Origin of the sequence: Aureimonas altamirensis (assembly GCF_023702225.1) — a bacterium.
GTDB classification, from domain to species: Bacteria; Pseudomonadota; Alphaproteobacteria; order Rhizobiales; family Rhizobiaceae; genus Aureimonas; species Aureimonas altamirensis_B.
Genome location: NZ_JAMQCO010000007.1, coordinates 36,062 through 58,553 on the forward strand (window position 1 = coordinate 36,062; position 22,492 = coordinate 58,553).

At 67.0% G+C, this 22,492-nt stretch carries 21 protein-coding genes and 1 other RNA gene; 12 read left to right on the forward strand and 10 right to left on the reverse strand.

Annotated elements, in window-relative coordinates:
• Nucleotides 1-82: 82 nt before the first annotated feature.
• Nucleotides 83-1,159, forward strand: a complete 1,077-nt coding sequence (locus NDN16_RS12530; RefSeq protein ID WP_251113927.1) for a serine hydrolase domain-containing protein — start codon at nucleotides 83-85, stop codon at nucleotides 1,157-1,159.
• A gap of 12 nt (nucleotides 1,160-1,171) precedes the next feature.
• Here NDN16_RS12530 and NDN16_RS12535 read toward each other — a convergent pair whose 3' ends face one another.
• Both NDN16_RS12535 and NDN16_RS12540 read right to left on the reverse strand, forming a co-directional pair.
• Nucleotides 1,172-1,921, reverse strand: coding sequence for a YebC/PmpR family DNA-binding transcriptional regulator (locus NDN16_RS12535; protein WP_251113928.1), 750 nt, complete (start codon nucleotides 1,919-1,921; stop codon nucleotides 1,172-1,174).
• Nucleotides 1,922-2,002: 81 nt separating this feature from the next.
• Nucleotides 2,003-2,824 carry a TIGR00282 family metallophosphoesterase gene (locus tag NDN16_RS12540; protein ID WP_251113929.1) on the reverse strand — a complete coding sequence of 274 codons (822 nt, stop codon included), beginning with the start codon at nucleotides 2,822-2,824 and terminating at the stop codon, nucleotides 2,003-2,005.
• Nucleotides 2,825-2,884: 60 nt separating this feature from the next.
• Here NDN16_RS12540 and NDN16_RS12545 point away from each other — a divergent pair, with 60 nt between their 5' ends.
• Nucleotides 2,885-3,466: a CAP domain-containing protein gene (locus tag NDN16_RS12545; protein WP_251113930.1), complete on the forward strand. Its 582-nt coding sequence runs from the start codon at nucleotides 2,885-2,887 to the stop codon at nucleotides 3,464-3,466.
• Here NDN16_RS12545 and NDN16_RS12550 read toward each other — a convergent pair.
• The 4 genes from NDN16_RS12550 to NDN16_RS12565 all read right to left on the reverse strand — a co-directional run bounded on the left by NDN16_RS12550 (nucleotide 3,420) and on the right by NDN16_RS12565 (nucleotide 4,940).
• Nucleotides 3,420-3,998, reverse strand: coding sequence for a 5-formyltetrahydrofolate cyclo-ligase (locus tag NDN16_RS12550; protein ID WP_251113931.1), 579 nt, complete (start codon nucleotides 3,996-3,998; stop codon nucleotides 3,420-3,422). The genes NDN16_RS12545 and NDN16_RS12550 overlap by 47 nt on opposite strands.
• Nucleotides 3,999-4,048: 50 nt before the next feature.
• Nucleotides 4,049-4,206: non-coding RNA, 6S RNA (gene ssrS / locus NDN16_RS12555), on the reverse strand.
• A gap of 55 nt (nucleotides 4,207-4,261) precedes the next feature.
• Nucleotides 4,262-4,621 carry a cell division protein ZapA gene (locus tag NDN16_RS12560; protein ID WP_251113932.1) on the reverse strand — a complete coding sequence of 120 codons (360 nt, stop codon included), beginning with the start codon at nucleotides 4,619-4,621 and terminating at the stop codon, nucleotides 4,262-4,264.
• Nucleotides 4,622-4,661: 40 nt separating this feature from the next.
• Complete coding sequence (locus NDN16_RS12565; RefSeq protein WP_060600495.1) at nucleotides 4,662-4,940, reverse strand: DUF4164 family protein; 279 nt, start codon at nucleotides 4,938-4,940, stop codon at nucleotides 4,662-4,664.
• A 378-nt stretch (nucleotides 4,941-5,318) separates the two neighbouring features.
• Between NDN16_RS12565 and gap the strand changes: the two genes are divergently transcribed.
• The 4 genes from gap (at nucleotide 5,319) to NDN16_RS12585 (ending at nucleotide 9,001) form a co-directional block, all read left to right on the forward strand.
• On the forward strand, nucleotides 5,319-6,332 hold the full coding sequence (gene gap, locus NDN16_RS12570; protein ID WP_251113933.1) for a type I glyceraldehyde-3-phosphate dehydrogenase: 1,014 nt from the start codon (nucleotides 5,319-5,321) through the stop codon (nucleotides 6,330-6,332).
• 2 nt (nucleotides 6,333-6,334) lie between these two features.
• Nucleotides 6,335-6,904, forward strand: coding sequence for a putative glycolipid-binding domain-containing protein (locus NDN16_RS12575; protein WP_251113934.1), 570 nt, complete (start codon nucleotides 6,335-6,337; stop codon nucleotides 6,902-6,904).
• Nucleotides 6,905-6,927: 23 nt separating this feature from the next.
• Nucleotides 6,928-8,121 carry a phosphoglycerate kinase gene (locus tag NDN16_RS12580; RefSeq protein ID WP_251113935.1) on the forward strand — a complete coding sequence of 398 codons (1,194 nt, stop codon included), beginning with the start codon at nucleotides 6,928-6,930 and terminating at the stop codon, nucleotides 8,119-8,121.
• A 106-nt stretch (nucleotides 8,122-8,227) separates the two neighbouring features.
• Nucleotides 8,228-9,001, forward strand: a complete 774-nt coding sequence (locus NDN16_RS12585; protein WP_251113936.1) for an SGNH/GDSL hydrolase family protein — start codon at nucleotides 8,228-8,230, stop codon at nucleotides 8,999-9,001.
• Here the strand turns inward: NDN16_RS12585 and NDN16_RS12590 are convergent.
• Nucleotides 8,980-9,993, reverse strand: coding sequence for a ligase-associated DNA damage response exonuclease (locus NDN16_RS12590; protein WP_251113937.1), 1,014 nt, complete (start codon nucleotides 9,991-9,993; stop codon nucleotides 8,980-8,982). The genes NDN16_RS12585 and NDN16_RS12590 overlap by 22 nt on opposite strands.
• A gap of 95 nt (nucleotides 9,994-10,088) precedes the next feature.
• Here NDN16_RS12590 and NDN16_RS12595 point away from each other — a divergent pair, with 95 nt between their 5' ends.
• The 4 genes from NDN16_RS12595 to pdeM all read left to right on the forward strand — a co-directional run bounded on the left by NDN16_RS12595 (nucleotide 10,089) and on the right by pdeM (nucleotide 15,093).
• On the forward strand, nucleotides 10,089-11,012 hold the full coding sequence (locus tag NDN16_RS12595) for a methyltransferase (protein ID WP_251113938.1): 924 nt from the start codon (nucleotides 10,089-10,091) through the stop codon (nucleotides 11,010-11,012).
• Nucleotides 11,013-11,062: 50 nt separating this feature from the next.
• Nucleotides 11,063-11,737: a YitT family protein gene (locus NDN16_RS12600; RefSeq protein WP_251113939.1), complete on the forward strand. Its 675-nt coding sequence runs from the start codon at nucleotides 11,063-11,065 to the stop codon at nucleotides 11,735-11,737.
• A 66-nt stretch (nucleotides 11,738-11,803) separates the two neighbouring features.
• A complete protein-coding gene (locus NDN16_RS12605) occupies nucleotides 11,804-14,296 on the forward strand; it encodes a ligase-associated DNA damage response DEXH box helicase (RefSeq protein WP_251113940.1) in 2,493 nt (830 codons plus the stop codon).
• A gap of 80 nt (nucleotides 14,297-14,376) precedes the next feature.
• The gene (gene pdeM, locus NDN16_RS12610) at nucleotides 14,377-15,093 is read left to right on the forward strand and encodes a ligase-associated DNA damage response endonuclease PdeM (protein WP_251113941.1); all 717 of its coding nucleotides are present in this window, start codon (nucleotides 14,377-14,379) and stop codon (nucleotides 15,091-15,093) included.
• A 4-nt stretch (nucleotides 15,094-15,097) separates the two neighbouring features.
• Here pdeM and NDN16_RS12615 read toward each other — a convergent pair whose 3' ends face one another.
• From NDN16_RS12615 to NDN16_RS12625, 3 genes are all read right to left on the reverse strand, one after another.
• Nucleotides 15,098-15,877, reverse strand: coding sequence for a TIGR02186 family protein (locus tag NDN16_RS12615; RefSeq protein ID WP_251113942.1), 780 nt, complete (start codon nucleotides 15,875-15,877; stop codon nucleotides 15,098-15,100).
• Nucleotides 15,874-16,803: a sulfite exporter TauE/SafE family protein gene (locus NDN16_RS12620; RefSeq protein ID WP_251113943.1), complete on the reverse strand. Its 930-nt coding sequence runs from the start codon at nucleotides 16,801-16,803 to the stop codon at nucleotides 15,874-15,876. The genes NDN16_RS12615 and NDN16_RS12620 overlap by 4 nt, the downstream gene beginning before the upstream one ends.
• A 96-nt stretch (nucleotides 16,804-16,899) precedes the next feature.
• Complete coding sequence (locus tag NDN16_RS12625) at nucleotides 16,900-19,281, reverse strand: hypothetical protein (RefSeq protein WP_251113944.1); 2,382 nt, start codon at nucleotides 19,279-19,281, stop codon at nucleotides 16,900-16,902.
• Between the two features lie 205 nt (nucleotides 19,282-19,486).
• Between NDN16_RS12625 and NDN16_RS12630 the strand changes: the two genes are divergently transcribed.
• Together NDN16_RS12630 and NDN16_RS12635 are read left to right on the forward strand one after the other, a co-directional pair.
• Nucleotides 19,487-21,268: an acyl-CoA dehydrogenase gene (locus NDN16_RS12630; RefSeq protein WP_251113945.1), complete on the forward strand. Its 1,782-nt coding sequence runs from the start codon at nucleotides 19,487-19,489 to the stop codon at nucleotides 21,266-21,268.
• Nucleotides 21,269-21,282: 14 nt separating this feature from the next.
• Nucleotides 21,283-22,491 (forward strand): acetyl-CoA C-acetyltransferase, encoded by a 1,209-nt coding sequence (locus NDN16_RS12635; RefSeq protein WP_251113946.1) that lies wholly within the window; start codon nucleotides 21,283-21,285, stop codon nucleotides 22,489-22,491.
• Nucleotide 22,492 lies beyond the last annotated feature (1 nt).

A 22,492-nucleotide genomic window follows, 5' to 3' on the forward strand; every position in this document is an offset into this window, starting at 1 on the left:
GAGAAACATCGGCCGCACCGGTCGCAATGCCGCCCGACAGGCGACATATGCCGGGTCGGAACCGGCCGAAGGACGACGCCCGATGACCCTGACGATACGCACCCTCGCCATTGCCGCCATGCTGGGCTCGCCGCTCGCCGCCAGCGCGCAGGATGCCGTTCCGGACGATGTGCGCGAGGCCAGGCCGCCGGCGGCGGCGTCGCCCGGCATCGCGGATCTGTCCGGCGCCTTCGAGGCCCTGCAGCCGCTGGAAACGGTGGTGATCGCCCGCAATGGCGAGATCGTTCTCGACCGCGGGTTCCGCGGCAACCGGACCGACCGGGCCACCAATATCAAGTCGGCGTCCAAATCGGTCATCTCCGCTCTCGTCGGCATCGCCATGGACAAGGGCATCCTCGAGGGGCCGGACCAGAAGATAGCGACCGTTCTGTCGGGCTCGTTCCCCGTCGATCACGACCCGCGCCTGGACGACGTCACGATCGGCAATCTTCTGTCCATGCAGGCCGGGCTGGAGAGAACCTCGGGCAGCAATTACGGAGGTTGGATCGCCAGTCGCAACTGGGTTTCCGACGCGTTGGCCCGCCCCTTCGTGGACGAACCGGGTGGCGCGATGCTCTATTCCACCGGTTCGACCCATCTTCTGTCCGCCATTCTGACGCGCGCCAGCGGCAAGCCGACGCGACAGTTGGCGCAGGAATGGCTGTCGCCGGCAGGAGCCGTCGTTTCCGGATGGGAGCGCGATCCGCAGGGCATCGACCTCGGCGGCAACCAGACGGCCATGACGCCGCGCGCTCTTCTGGCCTTCGGTGAAATCTATCGCCGCGGCGGGCTGGATGCGGAAGGCCGGCGCGTCGTCTCGCAGGACTGGATCGACGAAAGCTGGACGCCGCGCACCCGATCGCGCTTCACGGGCGAATCCTACGGCTATGGCTGGTTCCTGTCCCGCTTTGCCGGCCATGACGGCGCCTATGGCTGGGGCTATGGCGGCCAGATGATCTATGTCATCCCCGACCTGGCGCTCACCATCGCCATCACCTCGGACGAGTCCCAGCCCTCGGGCCGCAGCGGCTATGTGCGGCAGCTTCATCGGATCGTGGCGGAAGAGGTGGTGCCGGCGGCCGAGGCCGCCATGCAGGCCGAGGGGGGAGAGGCCGGCTGAGCCGGCCCTGCCTTATGCGGCCGACAGGCGCGCCAGAACCTCTTCGTCCACCTCGAAGTTGGCATAGACGTTCTGCACGTCGTCGTCGTCCTCGAGGTTGGCGATCAGCTTCAGGATCGACTGCGCCTTTTCCTCGTCGACCGGCGCGCCGGTCTGCGGGCGCCAGATGGCCTTCACGCTTTCCGCTTCGCCGAGCGAGGCCTCGAGCGCGCTGGCGACATCGCCGATATCCTCGAAGGCGGTGATGATGCGGTGGCCGTCCTCGTCCGACTGGACATCGTCGGCGCCGGCCTCGATCGCCGCTTCCATGACGGTGTCGGCGTCGCCTGCCGAAACCGGATAGACGATCTCGCCGACACGATCGAACATGAAGGCGACGGAGCCTGTTTCGCCCAGCGCACCGCCCGATTTGGTGAAATAGGAACGCACGTTCGAGGCGGTTCGGTTGCGATTGTCGGTCAATGCCTCGACGATCACCGCCACGCCCGCCGGGCCATAGCCTTCGTAGCGGACGGACTCGTAATTGTCGCCCTCGCCGCCGGCGGCCTTCTTGATGGCGCGCTCGATATTGTCCTTGGGCATGGACTGCGCCTTGGCGTTATTGATCGCCAGGCGCAGCCGCGGGTTCATGTCGGCATCGGCCAGACCGCTCTTGGCCGCCACGGTGATTTCACGCGCCAGCTTGGAGAAGAGTTTGGAGCGGACGGCATCCTGCCGACCCTTCCGGTGCATGATGTTCTTGAATTGTGAATGACCGGCCATTTGGCACCTGCTTCTTGTCGATTATGCACTGGGTTGGGCGGACATATAAAAAAACGCGGGGCCCGCGTAAAGTTGGCCCCCTTACCAGAAATCCGGCACGCATTGCGCCAGGCGCGGGCCAAGCCGCACCGGCGACACCCGCTCGGCAAGCCCGGTGCGATCCGATATCTCCACCGCCAGCCCGCAGAGCGTGCCGGGGCCGGACGCCGCCTCGAAGCGACCGCGCGGCACCTTGGTGACGAAGCGGTTGAGCGGCTCCTCCTTGTCCATCCCCAGCGACGAGTCGTAGTCGCCGCACATGCCCGCGTCGCTCTGGTAGGCGGTCCCATGAGCCAGGATCTGCGCGTCCGCCGTCGGCACATGCGTGTGCGTCCCCACCACCACGCTTGCCCGCCCGTCGAGGAAATGTCCCATCGCCTGCTTCTCGCTCGTGGCCTCGGCATGGAAATCCACGATCACGGCGTCGGCCTGCTCTCCCAGCGGGCTGGACTCGACCAGATCCGCGGCACATCGGAAAGGATCGTCGAGATCGGGCGCCATGAAGACACGCCCCATGATGTTGGCGACCACGATGCGCGCGCCGTTGCGGGCAATGAACAGTCCGCTGCCGCGCCCAGGCGTGCCCTGTGGATAGTTGGCCGGCCGCAGGAAGGCATCGTAGCGCCCCGCGAAGCCCAGCGCCTCGCGCTGGTCCCACACATGGTTGCCGGTCGTCATGACGTCGGCGCCGGCTTCCAGCGTCGCTTCCAGTATGTCTTCCGTGACGCCGAACCCGCCGGCGGCGTTTTCGCCGTTCACCACCACGAAATCGAGCTTCCAGTCCGCGATGAGACCGGGAAGCCGATCCAGGACGACGGTGCGGCCGCTGCGCCCCACCAGGTCGCCGAGGAAAAGAAAACGCATGCCACCCCCTTGCCCGATTCGTGTCATTCTTGCCTTCCAGTACGCCAGATAGGAGACAACGTGAAAGAAACAGATTCGGCGGCCTCCCCCGGCATGTCGCGGCGCGCCTTCGTCCTGGCGGGCTGTGCCGCCGCCCTTGCCGGCTGTGCGGGGCCGATGGCCGGCGGGTCGGCTACCGTTCCCCTGCCCATCGCGGACGGCGCGGCACTGGCCAGCGTCAATCGCTTTCGCGCCTCCAATGGCCTGCCGCCTCTGTCCATCGATGGGCGGCTGATGCAGGCCGCCCGCATCCAGGCCGAGGCGATGGCCGCCTCCGACAGCCTCAGCCACACCGCCGGCGGCCGCCTGCCCGGCCGCGTCTCGGCGGCCGGCTACGAATGGTCGACGACCGCGGAGAACATCGGTCGCGGCTATGCGGATTACGAAGCAGCCATGCGCGGCTGGATCGGCTCCCCGGGGCACCGCAAAAACCTCCTGAATCCCAATATCGTCCATATCGGATTTGCCGGCGCGCGCCGGGCGGAGGGCGGCCGAAACTATTGGGCGCAGGTCTTCGCCGCGCCACGGCCGGAAGCATCGGCGGGCGGCGTGGCCTTCAGGGGCCGGGTGCTGTCGACGGGCGGTGTATTGCGCTTTCCGTGACGATCATGTCCAGCGCGCGGTCATGCGCCTCCATCGGCACATGGTCCATGCGCTGGGCGTCGAAGGCGACGCCGACCGCCAGGAGCGGACCGCGAAGTGCCAGGCGTGCGATGGCCCGGTCGTAGAAGCCCTTGCCATAGCCGCAGCGCCCGCACGACAGGTCGAAGGCGGCCAGCGGAACGATCAAGAGGTCTGGATAAAGCTGTTCCGCGCCGGCGCCCGGGGCATAGGTGCCAAACCCCTGCCGTTCCATGTCCTGCGCGCCGTCCAGGCGACGGAACACAAGCTCCGCGTTTACGATGGCGGGTACGGCGACGGGTATACCGCGCGCCGCAAGCGCCATCATGGCCGCTCGCGGATCGACCTCCGAGCGGATCGGCAGATAGCCTCCGGCCGAAGCTGTCCTGCGTTCGTCGATCAGGGCCAAGAGGCGGTCGTTGATGGCGGCCGACGCCGCGGCACGCGCCCCGGCGGGCAGCGCATCGCGGCGACGAAGGCCGAGCGCACGGACGATCGCCTTCTGTTCACGCAAGGATGGATGCACGCCGCGCACCGTCTGTCGGATGGGAGAAGATGAGGAAGTGACGAGCCACCTCGGCCGATGAGAAAGTCGATCCCGGGAACCTACAGAGTAGGTGGGCGCCGTGTGCCCCGGTCCACGGACCAAGGCAGGGACAGCTCCCTTCGGAATGACTAAGGCCCCGAGGAAAAGTTATCCCTGTCGCACCGCGCAGCCCGTCATGCACCAATATAGCGGCGCCGTGTGCCCCTTGCCAGTGGGTGCCTCGACGAAGGTCAGCGTTTTTCGCCGGCACGCTCAAGCTTCAGGGCCACGCGTTCTATGGCCTCCGACATGCCGTTCATGGTTTCGATCAGCACTTCCCGGCCGTTTCGCGATTTTTCCTGCGCCTCGCGCAAGGACGCCATCTCGGATTCCAGTGCGGAAAGTCGGGCCTGGGTTTCGGACAATTCATCCATCGTCATGATGGCGGCCATCACGGTCAGGCGCTGATCACCGATCTCGCCGAAGCTCGACCGCAGTTCCACGACGCGCTCGTCCAGCTTCGCGCCAAGCGAGAGGAGATGGTCTTCCTCTCCTTCAGCGCAGGCCATGCGATAGGCCTTGCCGTCGATGGTCACCACGATCTGCGGCATCGTCATCCCCCGTTACGCACGAAGCTGCGCGGCTTGCCCGTCAGCCGCGCCTCTGTTCCATTACCTGGCGGATCGCCTCCATCGCGGCGACGAGCCGCCGCGAGACCTCGCGGTTCGCCTCTTCCAGCCGTCCGGCCTTGAGCATGCAGGCATCCAGTTCCCCCGCAAGGCGGCCGCGATCGGCGGTCATGCGCTGGATTTCCTCGTCGACCGTCATGGAAGCGCCGTTTTCGATGACCGTGTCGCTGGCCTGCTCGAGGCGCTCCAACGCTCTCTGCAATCGTGCCGAGGCGCCCGCCAGCGTCGTCTGGTCCTCCATGTGCGTCAAATACCCCCTCATGCCCGCGGCGTCGTGGCCGAAGGCCTTCATGAATGCCGGGCAGCAAGCCGATGGCAGTTTTGTAGATCACCTGAGGCGCGTTGAGAAGCACGGCCTTGCGACAAGCGATTCTTTCGGACCGCCTTGGATGCGGTAAATGCGGCAAAAGGCCGGAATAAGTCAGGCTTTCCGAACGACGCTCCCTAATCGGTTGAATGAAAGGCGGGGCACTTTTTTGCGCGCAAGGCCCAGAAAAACCCGCAATTTCGGTTCCCACCCGGCGCTCGAATGCTCTAAGAAGCTTGGCGCTACGGGCCGGCCATCCCCTGCGCCGGCAGGTTCCAGTTTCTGGGGCGAATGGTTCCAAGGAGGACAGCAATGGCAATTCGCGTCGCCATCAACGGATTTGGCCGCATCGGCCGCAACGTGCTTCGGGCGATCGTCGAATCGGGCAGGACCGATATCGAGGTTGTCGGCATCAACGATCTCGGCCCGGTCGAGACGAATGCGCACCTGATCCGCTTCGACTCCGTGCACGGGCGCTTCCCCGGCGAAGTCAAGGTGGATGGCGACACGATCGACGTCGGGCGCGGCAAGATCCGCGTGACTGCCGAGCGCGATCCGAAGAACCTCCCCTGGAAAGAGCTCGGCATCGACGTCGCGATGGAGTGCACCGGCATCTTCACCGATCCGGCGAAGGCCGGCGCGCACCTCGAGGCCGGCGCCCGCAAGGTGCTGATCTCCGGCCCGCTTTCCGGCACCGCCGGTGCGGAGAAGACCATCGTCTACGGTGTCAACCACCAGACGCTGACCGGCGACGACAAGATCATCTCCAATGCGTCCTGCACCACCAACTGCCTCGCGCCGGTGGCCAAGGTCCTCAACGATGCCATCGGCATCGACAAGGGCTTCATGACGACGATCCACTCCTACACGGGCGACCAGCCGACGCTGGACACGATGCACAAGGATCTGTATCGCGCCCGCGCCGCCGCGCTTTCGATGATCCCCACCTCCACCGGCGCCGCCAAGGCCGTCTCGCTGGTGCTGCCCGAGCTCAAGGGCCGGCTGGACGGCGTCGCCATCCGCGTGCCGACCCCGAACGTCTCGGTTGTGGACTTCAAGTTCGTCGCCAAGCGCGCCACGACGGTGGAAGAGGTGCAGCAGGCCATCCGGGCGGCCGCCGATGGTCCGCTCAAGGGCATTCTCGGCTATACCGACTTCCCCAATGTCAGCCATGACTTCAACCATGACGCCCATTCCTCGGTCTTCCACATGGATCAGACCAAGGTCATGGACGGCACGCTGGTGCGGATCCTGTCCTGGTACGACAATGAGTGGGGCTTCTCCAACCGCATGTCCGATACGGCCCTGGCCCTCGCCAAGGCCTGAGCATGTTCGCACCGCCGCGCGCATGTGACGTTCGCTGGCGCCCGCTGGACGGAGACGGGCTGGAGCAGCTCAGCCTCCGGCCCGCTGCCGGCGGCGTCACGGCGCGTGGCGTCGTCATCGGCGCGCGCGGCGGCAAGACCTATGGCGTTTCCTACCGGATCGATTGCGATGCCGGCTGGACGATACGCCGCCTCGGGTTGGCGGTCACCGACGGCCGCCGGCTTGCGCTCGAGTCCGACGGGAAAGGCAACTGGTGCACGGCGGAAGGCGAACCGCTGCCCGACCTTGCCGGCTGCATCGACGTCGATCTGGCCGGAACGCCCTTCACCAACACGCTGCCCATCCGAAGGCTCGGGCTGACCCCCGACCATGGCACGGCCGAGTTGACCATGGTCTATGTGCCGTTCGACAGCTTCGCGCCGGTCGTGGACCGCCAGCGCTATACCTGCCTGACGCCGGCCCGCCTGTATCGCTACCAGGCGGCGGACCGCACCTTCACCGCGGACCTGCCCGTCGACGAAGACGGGCTGGTGCTCGACTATCCCACCTTGTTCAAGCGGCTCGGCGGCTGAGGCCGAGCCTGACGGAGGACCGCATGACCCTTTTCAAGACGCTGGACGACGTCGACCTGGCGGGCAAGCGCGTTCTTGTCCGCGTGGACCTGAACGTGCCCATGCAGGACGGCCGGATCAGCGATACGACGCGCATCGACCGGGTGCTGCCGACCATCCGCGAGATCGTCGGCCAGGGCGGCAAGGTCATCCTGCTGGCGCATTTCGGCCGCCCCAAGGGCAAGGTGGACAAGGCCCAGTCGCTTGAGCCGGTGGCCGAGGCGCTGTCCGACAAGCTGGGCAAGCCCGTCGGCTTCGCCGAAGACTGCGTCGGCCCGATCCCCGAAGGCATAGTCGCCAATATGGCCGATGGCGACGTTCTGCTGCTGGAGAACACGCGCTTCCACCCCGAAGAGGAAAAAAACGACGACGCCTTCGCGGCCAGGCTTGCCAGCCTCGGCGATCTTTACGTCGACGATGCCTTCTCGGCGGCGCATCGCGCCCATGCTTCGACGGAAGGCATCACCCATCACCTCCCCTCCTATGCGGGCCGCGCCATGCAGGCAGAGCTGGACGCGCTCGAAAAGGGCCTTGGCGATCCGGCGCGCCCGGTCGTCGCCATCGTCGGGGGCGCGAAGGTTTCCACCAAGATCGATCTTCTCTCCAACCTCGTGACCAAGGTGAACTGCCTCGTCATCGGCGGCGGCATGGCCAACACCTTCCTGGCCGCACTCGGCAAGGATGTCGGCAAATCTCTGTGCGAGCACGATCTGACCGACACCGCCCGCGCCATCCTGAAATCGGCCGAAGGGTCGGGATGCGTCGTGCTGTTGCCCGTGGATGCGGTCGTCGCGCGTGAGTTCAAGGCCAACGCGCCGAGCCAGACGGTGTCGGTCGACAGGGTACCGTGCGACGCCATGATCCTCGATCTCGGGCCGGCCAGCACGGGCCAGATCAAGGAGTGGATATCCAAGGCCCGCACCTTGGTCTGGAACGGGCCTCTCGGCGCCTTCGAGATCGCACCGTTCGACGCGGCCACCGTCGTGGCGGCCAGGCATGCGGCAGAGCGGACGCGCAACGCCCATCTCGTATCGGTCGCGGGCGGCGGCGATACGGTTTCGGCGCTCAACCATGCCGGCGTGGTGGACGAATTCACCTATGTGTCCACGGCGGGCGGCGCCTTCCTCGAATGGATGGAAGGCAAGCCCCTGCCCGGTGTCGACGCGCTGAAGGCCTGACCTGACAGAAGTTTCATGCGCCCGTCACGTAATTGAAGCCTATAGTGTCGGGGTCGGCCTTGCCGGCCCCGTTTTCATGCCGATCGATACGAGAAGGAGGTCACCGATGTGGAAGGCCTTTCTGACATGGCTGATGTTTCCGGTATACGTCTGGCAGGGCACCCGGATCCGCAGGCGGATCGAAAGGCTGCGTCCGCCGGAGGGCCCGTTGGCGGGCTATTTCGGCCCACAGGCCGAAAGCCCGCATATCCGGCTGCTGGTTCTCGGAGACTCGTCTGCCGCGGGTGTCGGCGTCGACCGCATGGAAGACAGCCTGGCCGTGCGGCTGGCCGAACGCCTCCATGCCGTCTCGGGCCTGACCGTCGCATGGCGCGCGATCGGCTCCAACGGCGCGGTGTCGGCGGAGCTGCGCGACTACGTCGTGCCCAATATCGCCCGCGAGGCGTTCACCCACATCGTGCTGATGGTCGGCACCAACGACGTCAAGAACTTCCACGGCCTGCGCCGCTTCAAGAAGGGCTTCGGCGGCCTGCTCTACGCCTTGCGGGCCCGCTGGCCGCAAGCCCGGATCGTCTGGTCCCCGCCGGTGGACATGCGCCGCGTGCCCGCGCTTCCGCGCGGCATCGGCGCCGTTCTCGAGATGCGGGCGGACCTGTTCCGCCGGCTCGGGACGCGCCTCTGCCACGAGCGCGGCGCAATCCCGTCCATCAGCCTGCCGCGCGTCGAGCCGGCGGGGTTCTCGCGCGACGGGTTCCATGCCTCCGCGGAGGGGTCGGCCTACTATGCCGGTCACCTCGTCTCCTATGTGATCGGGGATCACGCGACCATCAATCTTCCCGCCACCGGGCCGGCCGGCACTCAGTCGCCTTCGTCCTCGTAGCCGACGAGGTGAAGCGGGCGTGCCCGCATACCCTGCAGCTCGCACCAGCGCACCAGCGCTTCCTCCCGGCCGTGGGTGACCCAGGTCTCGTCCGGCTTCAATTCCGACAAGGTGTCGGTCAGCTCATCCCAGTCGCAATGGTCGGAGATGACCAGCGGCAGCTCCACCCCGCGCTGGCGGGCCCTCTGGCGCACCTGCATCCAGCCGCTGGCGAAGCAGGCGACCGGATCGGGAAAGCGCCGCGCCCATCGGTCGGCGAAAGCCGAGGGCGGGCCGACCACGATGGCTCCCGAGAACTCGGCCTTCTGGCCCTTGCCGAGTGTGGCCGGCAACAGCGGCCCGAGGCTTATGCCCTCCTGCGCATAGTAGTCGCACAACCGCACCAGCGCGCCATGGATATAGATGGGGGCGTCGTACCCTTCGTCGCGGATCATGCGGATCACGCGCTGGGCCTTGCCGAGGGCATACGCACCCACGACATGCGCCCGTTCCGGAAACTGGCGCAGCGACTCCAGTAGCCGGCCGATCTCGTGCCGGCCGGACGGGTGGCGGAAAACCGGCAGGCCGAAGGTCGCTTCGGTTATGAACACGTCGCATGGCACCGGCTCGAACGGTTCGGACGTCGCGTCCGCCGTTCGCTTGTAATCGCCCGAGGCCACGATACGCATGCCCTTGTGCTCCACTGCGATCTGCGCGGAGCCGAGGACATGTCCGGCCGGATGGAAGGTCACCGTAGCGTCGCCGATGGCGATCGGCTTTCCCCACTCGGCCTCCTGGCGCGCCCCGGCGAAATCCGCGCCGTAGCGCAGCGCCATGATGTCGAGCGTGCGCCGCGTGGCAAGCACGGCTCCGTTGCCGGGCCGCGCATGATCGGCATGCCCATGGGTGACGAGGGCTCGTGCCACGGGCCGCACCGGATCGATGAAGAAGTCCCCGGGCGGGCAGTAGAGCCCTTCCTCGGTTGGCCGCAACAGGGTCTCATAGGCTGCCACTGCATACTCCCGGTTATGTTCGACTATCTGAAAGTGCTTGCGCACCTCGGTGCCGCCACGCCATATGCAGCAGGACAACTCTATCGACAGATCCCGTGTTCAGACAACGTCATCGCTCCGGCGACGCACGTGCCGACCGCCGTGCCGAATATGCAGAAGATTACGCGCAGGCCGGCGATGTCCAGGCAGCGATAGAGCTGATGCGCCAGGCGCTCGAACTGACGCCCGGCTGGCCGCTGGGCCGCCTCCGGCTTGGCGAGTACCTGGAAAGGGCGGGGCAACCCGACGCGGCGGCGACCCTATACCGCGACCTTTCCGCCGAGGGCGACGACGATGTCTACGGCGCCGGCCTCAAGCTGGCGGCATTGGGCCGTGCGCCCGTTCCGGACAGTCCCCCGCCGGCTTTCGTCGCCAACCTCTTCGACCAGTATGCCGACCGGTTCGAAACGGCGCTCGTCCAGCGCCTTTCCTACGGCGTTCCCGGCTTGATCGCGCAACTGCTCGAAGGCCCCGGCGATCTCGGCGCCGTCCTCGACCTCGGCTGCGGGACCGGCCTGATGGGAGAGCAGGTCCGCGCCCGCGCAAGCCGGCTCGACGGGTTGGACCTGTCGGACAGGATGTTGTCGCATGCACGGCAGAAGCGGATCTACGATACGCTCTACCACGCCGATCTGTGCGCGCCGCCGGCAGAGGTTCTTGCCCGGCGCTACGACCTCGTCACCGCGGCCGACGTCCTCATTTATATCGGCGACCTGGCCCCGGTTCTCCGGACTGTCGCGTCGGTGATGGCGCCGGCGGGCAGGTTCGCCTTCTCGGTGGAAGCGGGACAACCGGGCACCGGCTACAGCCTCGATCAGACGCTGCGGTATGCCCACGCGCCGGATTACGTCGAGGCCGCATTGTCGCAGGCGGGCTTCGACCTTATCGAGGCGAAGGAGGCCGTCCTCCGCCGGGACCGGGGAGAGGATGTCGCGGGCGTCCTGCATCTCTGCGCATCCCGCGCAAAGCCGCAGCATTGAAATTGGGTGCAACGCGTTATAACCTCTTCGCAGTTGCGAAAAGGTGGCGCATGGCAACGCTCGATACCGACAGTCCGCCCGAGGTTCAGGACGCGCAGCGGGCCCACCGCTTCGGCAACTGGAGCGCGACGCCCACGCGCCACACCATATGGGAAGACGCATTCGGCATTCTGGCGGGCACCGTGCTTACCGCGCTCGGCCTGTCGATGCTGGGCGCACTCGGCTTCCTGACGGGCGGCACGGCGGGGCTTGCCTTCGTCATCCATTATGCCGGCGGCTGGAACTACGGCCTCGTCTTCTTTCTCGTCAATCTTCCCTTTTACGCACTCGCCGTCGGGCGCATGGGACGTGCCTTCACCATCAAGACGGCCTTCGGCGTTGCGCTCCTGTCGCTCATGACGGCCGTGGCGCCATCCTATCTGCGCTTCGACCATATCCAGCCGCTGCTGGGCGCCTGCCTCGGCGGACTGCTCGTCGGTTTCGGGCTTCTGGCCCTCTTTCGTCACCGCGCCAGCGCCGGCGGCGTCGGTATCCTTGCGGTCTATCTGCAGGACAGGTTCGGCTGGCGCGCCGGCATCACGCAGATGGCCACCGACCTTCTGGTTCTGGCTACCTCTTTCGCCGTCATATCGCCGCGGGCCATCGCCTATTCCGTCATCGGCGCCATCGTGCTGAACGCCTTCCTGGCGATCAATCACCGGACCGACCGATACGTCGCCACCTGACTTGGCGGCGTCCGTGCCCGATCCTATCTTGAGGCGGTGACGATACACCCCACCCACGACGCCGGCATGCGCCTGCCCGAAACATTCCGCGCGTGGTTCGCCGGCAAGGGCTGGAGCCCGCGTCCCCATCAGCTTGATCTTCTCGACCGTGCCGAGAACGGGCGCTCGGTGCTGCTGATCGCGCCCACCGGAGCCGGCAAGACTTTGGCCGGCTTTCTGCCGTCGCTTGTGGACCTGTCCCGCCGCATACGGCGCAGGCCCGGCACACGTGCGCCCGGCGTCCACACGCTCTACATATCGCCGCTCAAGGCGCTCGCCACCGACATCCACCGCAACCTCACCGCACCGGTGGAGGAAATGGGGCTCAGGATCGAGATGGAGACGCGGACCGGCGACACCAGCCAGCACCGTCGCCAACGCCAGAAGTTGCGCCCACCGGACATCCTCCTGACGACGCCCGAGCAACTGGCGCTGCTCATCGCTTCAAAGGATGCGGAAGCCTTCTTTTCCGATCTGAGGGTCGTGATCTTCGACGAATTGCACTCGCTGGTCACATCCAAGCGCGGCCATCTCCTGTCGCTCGGCCTTGCGCGACTGCGCAAGCTACGTCCCGACCTGCAGACGATCGGCCTATCGGCCACCGTCTCGGAGCCTGCGGAACTGCAACGCTGGCTTGTCGGCCAGCGTCCCGGCAGCGAAGCGCCGATGGCCGACCTCATTACCATCGCAGGCGGCGCACGGCCGCACATCACCATCCTGGAATCCGAAACGCGCATTCCTTGGCAGGGCCACCGCGCACGTTACGCCATTCCCGAAATCTACGATGCCGTCCGGCGGCACAAGACGACGCTGCTCTTCGTCAATACGCGCAGCCAGGCCGAGCTGCTGTTCCAGGATCTGTGGCGCATCAACGACGAGACGCTGCCGATCGCGCTGCATCACGGCTCGCTGGACGTGCAGCAGCGCCGCAAGGTGGAAAGCGCCATGGCGGCCAACCAGTTGCGCGCCGTGGTGGCCACATCGACGCTCGATCTCGGCATCGACTGGGGCGACGTCGACCTCGTCATCCATGTCGGGGCGCCGAAGGGCGCCAGCCGCCTTGCCCAGCGCATCGGCCGCGCCAACCACCGCATGGACGAACCGTCGCGCGCCATCCTGGTGCCGGCCAACCGGTTCGAGGTGATGGAGTGCCAGGCGGCGCTGGATGCCAACTATCTGGGAGATCAGGACACGCCGCCCTTGCGAAGCGGCGCGCTGGACGTACTTGCGCAGCACGTACTGGGCATGGCCGTTGCCGCCCCTTTCCGGGCGGACGATCTGTTCGAGGAGATACGAAGTGCCGCGCCCTATGCGGCCCTCGACCGGGAGACGTTCGACCGGGTCGTGGATTTCGTGGCAACCGGCGGCTATGCGCTGAAGGTCTACGACCGCTATGCGCGCATTCGCCAGACGGAAGACGGCACCTGGCGCATCACGCATCCGCGCGTCGCACAGGATTACCGCCTGAACGCCGGCACGATCATCGAGGCCAACAACCTGAAGGTGCGCGTCATCAAGCGCCGCACACGCGCCGCCATCGCGCGCGGCGGGCCGGTGCTGGGCCAGATCGAGGAAAACTTCCTCGAGACGCTGTCGCCGGGCGATACGTTCCTGTTCGCCGGCACAGTGCTTCGCTTCGAGGGCATCCACGAGATGGAATGCCTCGTCACGCGGGCACCCGACGGCGAGGAAGCCAAGATCCCCTATTACGGGGGCTCGAAGTTTCCGCTCACCACGTTTCTCGCCGCCCGCGTGCGCGAGATGCTGGCCGACCCGGCCCGCTGGCGCGCCTTGCCGGAGCAGGTCTCCTTCTGGCTTGAAATCCAGAAGGCCAAATCGCTCATCCCCGGCCCCGACGACCTCCTTATCGAGACGTTTCCCAACGGCAACCGTTTCTATCTCGTGGCATACCCCTTCGAGGGGCGGCTGGCGCACCAGACGCTCGGCATGCTGCTGACCCGGAGGCTGGAGCGGGCGCGCGCCAGGCCGCTGGGCTTCGTCGCGACCGACTATGCGCTGTCCATCTGGGGCGCCGCCGACATGGGCCATATGATCGACAGCGGCCGGCTGGATCTGTCCGACCTTTTCGACGAGGACATGCTGGGCGACGACCTGGAAGACTGGATGGCCGATTCCTGGCTTCTCAAGCGGACTTTCCGCCAATGCGCCGAAATCTCGGGGCTCATCCATCGCCGGCAAACCGGCGCCGAGAAAACGGGGCGGCAGGTTACCGTTTCGGCCGACCTGATCTACGACGTGCTGCGCGGCCACGAGCCGGACCATATCCTTCTGCGCGCCACCTGGGAGGATGCGGCCACCGGCCTTCTCGACGTGCGCCGCGTGTCGGACCTCCTCGCCCGCATCCGCCACCATATCGTGCATCGCGACCTGGACCAGATATCGCCTCTGGCCGTCCCGATCATGCTGGAGATCGGCCGCGAACGTGTCGAGGGCGAGGCACGGGACGAGGTTCTCCGCGAGGCCATGGAGGCCGAACTGGTGGCGCAGGCGCTGGGATGATGCGTGGCCACCCTCACTTGGGCCGCAAATCCGGTATGGTTAACGCATCGAATGCGAATCACCATGCACGGGCCTCGTCGATGAACATGATCCAGCGCCGCTTCAGGCTGGCAGAGCAGCCGGGCACGGAGGCAGAGGTGAACGGCGAGCGCCTCGTCTGCGACCCGACGGGCGCGCTCTACGTGCCGGCGCATCGCCTGCTGGTGGTGTCCGACCTGCATCTCGAAAAGGGCGCGGCCTTCGCGCGGCGCGGCATGATGCTGCCGCCCTACGATACGGCGGCGACGCTTGCCCTGCTGGCCGGCGTGATCGCCCGATACGAGCCGTCGCATGTCGTTTCGCTGGGCGACAGTTTCCACGATACGCACGGCGCGGCGTACATGCCCGCGCCTTACAGGCAGCAACTGCTGGCCTTGATGGCCGGGCGCGACTGGACGTGGATCACCGGCAATCACGACCCGGAGCCACCGGCATCGGTGGGGGGACGGACGCTCGGCGTTGCCCATGTGGCGGGGCTGCATTTTCGTCACGAGCCCGGCATCGCGGCCGGTGCGGGCGAGATCGCGGGGCACCTGCACCCGGTGGCCAAGGTGGCGGGGCGCGGGCGCACGGTGCGGTCGGCCTGCTTCGCCACCGACGGCCGGCGCATGATCATGCCGTCCTTCGGTGTGACGACGGGTGGACTGAACGTGCTTGGCCAGGCCTTTGCCGGCATGTTCGCCGCAGAGCGCGGCAAGGCCTATGTGGTCGGCCTATCCGGCATCTTTCCGCTGTCCTTCGCCGCTCTCTGCCGCTAGCGACTCAATCCCGCTTGAAGAGGACACGCCCGAACCAGCCGGTCGCCACGGCCAGCGCTACGGCCATGAGGCCGTAGAGCGCGCCGTAGTTGGCAGCGAAGGTCGACACCTCGTTCTCAAGGCCCGTCTTTCGCACCCAGAGCTCTTCGCTGCGCTCGCGGATGAATTGCCCCTCGCGGAACAGGTAGGCACGCACCAGATGCCGCCCGACCGGCAGGTCCGGCGGCAGGACAAGCGTTGCACGGAAAAGGGTCTGGCTGACGAATTCGATCGTGCCGAAGGAGACGGAGTAGAGACGGCTCTGCTCCTTGAGGCGCAGCATGGCGTTGGCGTAGTCGTCGGCTTCCGCCGTCGTGTCGTCGGTACTGCGCTGCGCGCGCAGCACCTCGTTGCGCGGTCCGATGTTCAGCTGTTGCAGGACGGAGGCGGCCGCCGTATCGCGCAAGGGCCTGCTCGAAGCCAGCGCGTAGGATTGCGGCAGATTGTCGAACCGCTCGGAGCCACGGTTGATCCAGATGCCGAAGACGCGGTCGCGCTGCCGCACCACCACATTGCGTCGTGGCCCTTCCAGCACCACGACGATGTCGTAGCGGCCCTGCCGCAGTATCCGCGTATCGGCATTGTCGAGCGCGCCGAAGACGACGAGCCGCGAACCGCCGAAATTGGTTCCGACGGTGATCGTGTCGGTCGACAGGCCGATTTCGAACCCTTCCGCCACCGATTGCGCGGCGGCGGGGGCAGCAGCCATGAGAAGCATGGCGAATGCGGCAAGGATCGCCTTCATTCCCGCACCCCGCTCGGCAGGCTGATGGAATACAGCTCGGCGGGAGTGACGACGAGTTCCACCAGCAGGCGGCCGGCGACCGCGATGACGAGGAGCGCCAAAAGCGCACGCAGTTGGTCTCCGCGCAGCTTGCGCCCGGCCTCGACCCCGAACTGCGCACCGACGACGCCACCGACCATCAGCAGAAAGCCGAGCATGATATCGATCGTCTGGTTGGTCGCGGCCTGCAGGACGGTCGTCACGGCGGCGGTGAACATGATCTGCATCAGCGAGGTGCCGACGACCACGTTGGTCGGCACGCGCAGGAGGTAGATCATCGCGGGCACCATGATGAAGCCGCCGCCGACGCCCATGATGGAGGCCAGCACGCCGATCACGAAACCGAGGCCGAGGACCGGTATGACGGAAACGTAGAGCTTGGACCGCTTGAACCGCATCTTGAGCGGCATCTTCTGCACCCAGTTGTGGTGCGACGAGTGCCGAACCTCTCCGGAGCCGCCCTTGTGGACGCGCAGCATCGCCTGCACGCTCTCCACCAGCATCAGGCCGCCCACCGTCCCCAGCATGACGACGTAGAGCAGCGAGACGGCGAGATCGAGCTGGCCGAGACGCCGAAGCAGCGTGAACAGCCAGACGCCGACGACCGAGCCGGCGGCACCGCCGATCAGCAGCATCAGGCCCAGCTTGATATCGACCGTGCCCCGCTTGTAATGCGCCAACGCACCCGAAAAGGACGAGGCGATGACCTGGTTCGCGCCGGTGGCCACGGCGATCGCGGGAGGGATGTTGTAGAAGATCAGGAGCGGCGTGATCAGAAATCCCCCGCCCACGCCGAACAGGCCGGACAGAAAGCCCACGGCCGCTCCCATGCCGATCAGGATGAGGGCATTGACCGAGATTTCAGCAATGGGCAGGTAGAGATTCAAGACCGGCCCCCAAGCGCCCTTACCTTCGATCCCCGGAGATGCGTTCCACCGTCTGGCAGGGCACCGCCCCGCACTAAGCCGACCCGAAGGGTCGTGTCAAACGCGAGATCCGGAATATCGCTCCTCGTTCGCGGCGCGGGTCGGCGTCGCCGGCCGCCACCGCGCCACTTCAGCATCGATGGCCGCGCGCCGTGCCGCATCCAGCTCGGCCCCGACCTCGTCGCGGTTGCGCAGCGCGGTCGCGTCGCCGCCGCGCGCCGCGATGGAAAACCAGCGATAGGCCTCCGCGGCATCCCGCGGCATCCCGGCCCCCCGTGCATAGAGGACGGCAAGGTTGAACTGGCTGTCGGCCATGCCCCGCTCGGCCGCCATGCGGAACCAGTCCGCTGCCGCGCCCCGGTCGGCGGGGCCGGCAAGGCCGGAAATATCGATGACCGCCAGATTGTGCATGGCGCGGACATTGCCGGCCCGCGCGGCGACGAGATACCAGCCGCGCGCAAGGGAGAGGTCCTTGGCCACGCCGACGCCCCGCTCATGGAGGCTGCCCAGGCGATACTGAGCCGGTGCGTATCCGCGCCGCGCCGCCTGGCCCAGCCATGAGAGACCCTCGGCGGTCGCCCCGCGGTCGATGGCGGCGGCGCCGATCGCGGCCATCGCCGCGGCATCGCCGCCGATCGCGGCGCGCGAAAGGGTCGCGTTGCCCGCCGGCGGAACGGGCAAGGCCCCTGCCGCGCCTTGCGGAAGACGCGAGACCAGACGTCCGATGAGGTCGCCGCTTGTCAGCCCGGCCTCGGGCGGACGCGGAATGGAGGCCGTCGTTTCCTGCGTCACGCCGGGGCCTCGCATGGCGCCATTGTCGGCGATTTCGGCCGGAGGCTCGGAGGGGCCGGTCTGCAGCCGCGAGATGGGTAGGGCCGTCAGCGCCAGCATGATCGCGCCGGCCGCCATCACCATGGGCTTGCGGTAGCTGCGATCGCGGCCGGACGCCCCCTCGCCTGCGCCGTTGCCGGACCCGTTCGCGGCATGGAGGCTTTCGGCTTCAGCCGCCGCGGCTGCGGCGGCGCGCCGCGCCGCCGCGATGAAATCCGCCCGCGTGGACGGACCGAGGCCGGCAGCACGCTCGTGGCGGCGGACCCGCTCCAGGATGCTGCCGAAGTCTGCGACGTCCCGCCCATAGCGTGTCGAACCTTCCGGCTCGGCCGGCGCCGCGCCTCCGGAAGCCTCCGCCTGCGGGCCCCCATCGGCCCGCCGGCGTTTCAGATGCCGGTCGAGCGTCGCCCGCAGACTGTCCTCCTGACCGTCTTCGGCCGGCTGCCACGTCGCGAACTCGGCATCGAAAACGGTACCGCCGATGTCTTCGCCGGGCTGGCGGGCTTCCGTTTCCAGATCGGCCAGCCTGTCGGCGACATTTCTGAGGATCGAGAGAAGCTGGGCCTCGGTTTCCGCCGCCCGCTCGTCGGAGCCCTGCCACAGGGCCTCCAGCCGCTTCAACTCCTGGGTGAAGGCTTCCGCATGACGCAGCGAACGCTCTGCCTCGGCCTGCTCCAGACGCTCCATGAAGCCGTCGAGCTGGGCCGACAACGCCTCCAGGCGTTTCTCGATGCGGTCGGCGCCAGGTTCCGGCCGGTCCAGCACTAAAATCGCGCCGGAAATCTCGTCAAGCCGTTCCTCCAGCGCCGAAAGATCGACGCTGACCGACAGCGTGTCCCACGCGACGGAGCCGGACGCCGGCGCAAGCGCCTTCAGCCGATCCTCAATCCGCTCGATCCCGAGGGTTTCGGGAAGCCGTGCCAGCAGCGACTCGATCCCCGACAGCCGTTCGCCCAGTGCGGCGACGCCCGCGTCGAAGGCGCCGCGATCCACCGCGGCGGCACTCGATTCCAGCAGCGCGTCGAGCCGACCGGTGACCGACCCCATGTGCCGGGTCAGGTCTTCCTGGGTCGCCAGCCCGGAAACGATGGCCCGCATCCGATCGAGATCCGCATTGAGTTCCGACAGGGCCTCGTTGGTCGCGCCGCGCTCTTCCAGCGTCGACATGCGCGTCAGCATGGCGGCAAGCCCGTCGGCGATCAGATCGGAGCTGTCGCGCGCGGCAAGCGACGCTTCGAGCGTGGCGAAGGCATGCCCCATCGTCGCCTGCCCGGCTTTGGTTCCGGCGGCGATTTCCTTGCGCATCTCGCCTCTCAATGACCGCATTTCCTGCACGAGTTCGTCGATCGCCTCGCTCGACCGGGTCCGCGCCGCCGGGGCGGCGGCCGCATATTCGGCGCTCCGGTCCACGATGCGGCGCAGCCTTTCGGCCGGGGTGGCGCCAGGGCCGGCCGATGCCGATGCGCGGCCGTCTGCCTGCTTCTGCGTCGACAGGCGCGCAAGCCGGCGCTCCAGTTCCTCGAGGGTCCGGGTCAGCGTCGCCATGCTGGGCGCGCCCGGCGGATCGCCGGTGCCTTTTGCCGCCTTCGCCTTGTCGGCTACGCCCATTTCCGTCCCCTCGAACGCTCGGCACAGGCGCAAAGGCCCGCCTTGCGGCGTCTCGTCAATCCCACCGGCATCTTCGCGGGGAATGGTTAATTGCGCGCTAATGACTGGGGCAGAGCGGCGCCTCACGCGGAATTTTGCACGCGCTCCGCTTTACAGAGGCCATGATTTACGTTTACGAAAACGTCAATCGAAGGGAGGTTTTTCGATGACGCTCTACAAGGCCCCGGTTGCCGATACGCTATTCGTGCTGCGCGAGATCGTGGGGCTGGACGCCCACAACAACCGGCCGGGTTTCGAGGATGCCACGTCCGACACGGTCGCAGCAATTCTGGACGAAGCCGGGCGCTTCGCCGAAGAGGTGTTCCATCCGCTCAACCAGTCCGGCGACAGGCAGGGATGCGCGCGTGCCGCCGATGGCTCCGTTACCACTCCTGCCGGTTTCCGCGAGGCCTATGCACGGTTCCGCGAAGCGGGCTGGGGCGGCCTTTCGGCCGACGCCGCCTATGGCGGGCAAGGGCTGCCGCATGTACTGGCGGCGGCGGTCAACGAGTATCTGTCCTCTGCGAACATGGCCTTCGCCATGTATCCGGGCCTGACCCGCGGGGCCATCGCGGCCATCGAGGCGCATGGCACGCCGGAACAGAAAGGCGCCTACCTGCCCGACATGATCGACGGGCGCTGGACCGGTACGATGAACCTGACGGAGCCGCATTGCGGTACCGACCTCGGCCTGCTGCGCACCAAGGCAAGCCCGCAGGCTGACGGCTCCTACGCCATATCCGGGCAAAAGATCTTCATCTCGGCCGGCGAGCACGACCTGTCCGACAACATCATCCATCTCGTGCTGGCCCGCATCGACGGCGCGCCCGAGGGGGTGAAGGGCATTTCGCTCTTCATCGTGCCGAAGGTCCTCGACGATGGCGCGCGCAACGGCGTGTCCTGCGGCGCCATCGAGGAAAAAATGGGCATTCATGGCAATGCCACCTGCGTCATGAACTACGACGACGCGAAGGGCTGGCTGCTGGGCGAGGCGCACAAGGGCCTGCGCGCCATGTTCACCATGATGAACGAAGCGCGGCTCGGCGTCGGCGTGCAGGGGCTCGCCATCGGCGAGATCGCCTACCAGAATGCGGTCGACTATGCACGGCAGCGCCTGCAGGGCCGCAGCCTTGCCGGTCCGGCAGAGCCGGGCAAGCCGGCCGACCCGATCATCGTGCACCCCGACATCCGCCGCATGCTGATGACGATGCGCGCCATCAACGAGGCGGGCCGCGCGCTGATCCTGCATGCGGCGCTGAAGGGCGACATAGCCCATCGCTCCACCGATGCGGCGGAAGCCGCCGAGGCGGACGAGTGGCTGAGCCTTTTGACACCCGTCATCAAGGGCGTCCTGACCGACAAGGGCTTCGAAAGCGCTGTGATGGCGCAGCAGGTCTTCGGCGGTCATGGCTACATCGCCGAATGGGGCATGGAGCAGTTCGTGCGCGATGCGCGCATCGCCCAGATCTACGAGGGCGCTAACGGCATCCAGGCGCTCGACCTCGTCGGGCGCAAGCTGGCGTTGAACGGCGGCAAGGCGATCATGTCCTTCTTCGGCGAGGTCGGTCGGTTCTGCGAGGAGAACCGCGGCGATCCGGTCATGGCGCGCTACACCAAGGGCCTCAAGAAGGGCCTGAACGACCTGCAGCAGGCCACGGGCTGGCTGATGCAGAACGGCCCGGCCCGGCCCGACAATGGCGGCGCCGCCGCGACGGACTATATGCACCTCTTCGGCCTGGTGGCCCTCGGGTACATGTCGGCCCGCATGGCGTTGGCGGCCAATCGCCGGCTGGCCGCAGGGGATGCGGAAGACGCGGCCTTCCTGAACGGCAAGTTGGTGACGGCGGCCTTCTTCATAGACAGGCTGATGCCGGAGACGGCGGCGCACCTTGCGCGGATCGCCTCCGGCGCGGACAGCCTCATGGCGCTCGGCGCCGACGAATTCTGATGGGAGCGCAGAAAATGAGCGAAGCATTCATCTACGATCACGTCCGCACCCCGCGCGGGCGTGGCAAGAAGGACGGGTCCCTGCACGAGGTGCCGGCCGTGCGCCTGGGCGCACGCGTGCTGGAATCCCTGCGCGACCGCAACGGCATCGATACGGGACGGGTCGACGACATCATCTTCGGCTGCGTCGACCCGGTGGGCGAAGCCGGCTCCGTCATCCCGAAGGCCGCCGCCTTCGAGGCCGGCTACGATTATGCAGCGCCGGGCATGCAGATCTCGCGCTTCTGCGCCTCGGGCCTCGACGCCGTCAATCTTGCCGCCGCAAAGGTGGCGCAGGGCGCGGACGACATCGTCATCGCCGGCGGAGTCGAAAGCATGTCGCGCGTCGGCATGGGCATGTCGGGCGGTTCCTGGTTCATGGACCCGTCGGTCGGCATTCCCGCCTATTTCATGCCGCAAGGCATCTCGGCGGATCTGATCGCCACGAAGTACGGCTTCTCGCGGACCGACGTCGACGCCTATGCCGTCGAAAGCCAGAAGCGTGCCGCCACTGCCTGGCAGGAAGGCCGCTTCGCACGGTCCGTCGTTCCCGTCCGCGACCAGAACGGCCTGACGATCCTGGACCGCGACGAGCATATGCGTCCGGGTACCGACATGCAGGCGCTGGGCGGGCTGAACGCCTCGTTCGAGATGGTGGCGCAGATGGGCGGATACGACGCCGTCGCCATCCAGGCCCATCCGGAGATCGAGTCCGTCACCCACGTACACCACGCCGGCAATTCGTCGGGCATCGTCGATGGAGCGGCGGCCGTGCTGATCGGTTCCGCCCGGGGCGGCGAAACGCTCGGCCTGAAGCCGCGCGCGCGCATCCGCGCCTTTTCCAATATCGGCTCCGATCCGGCCCTGATGCTGACCGGCCCCGTCGACGTGACCCACAAGCTGCTGGACCGCGCCGGAATGCAACTGTCCGACATCGACCTGTTCGAGCTCAACGAAGCATTCGCAGCGGTGGTGCTGCGCTACATGCAGGCTTTCGACATCGACCCGGCCGTGATGAACGTCAATGGCGGCGCCATCGCCATGGGCCATCCGCTGGGCGCGACCGGCGCCATCATCCTCGGCACCGTGCTGGACGAGCTGGAGCGGCAGGACAAGCAGACCGCCCTGGTGACCCTGTGCATCGGCGCGGGCATGGGCACGGCAACCATCATCGAGCGCGTGTAAG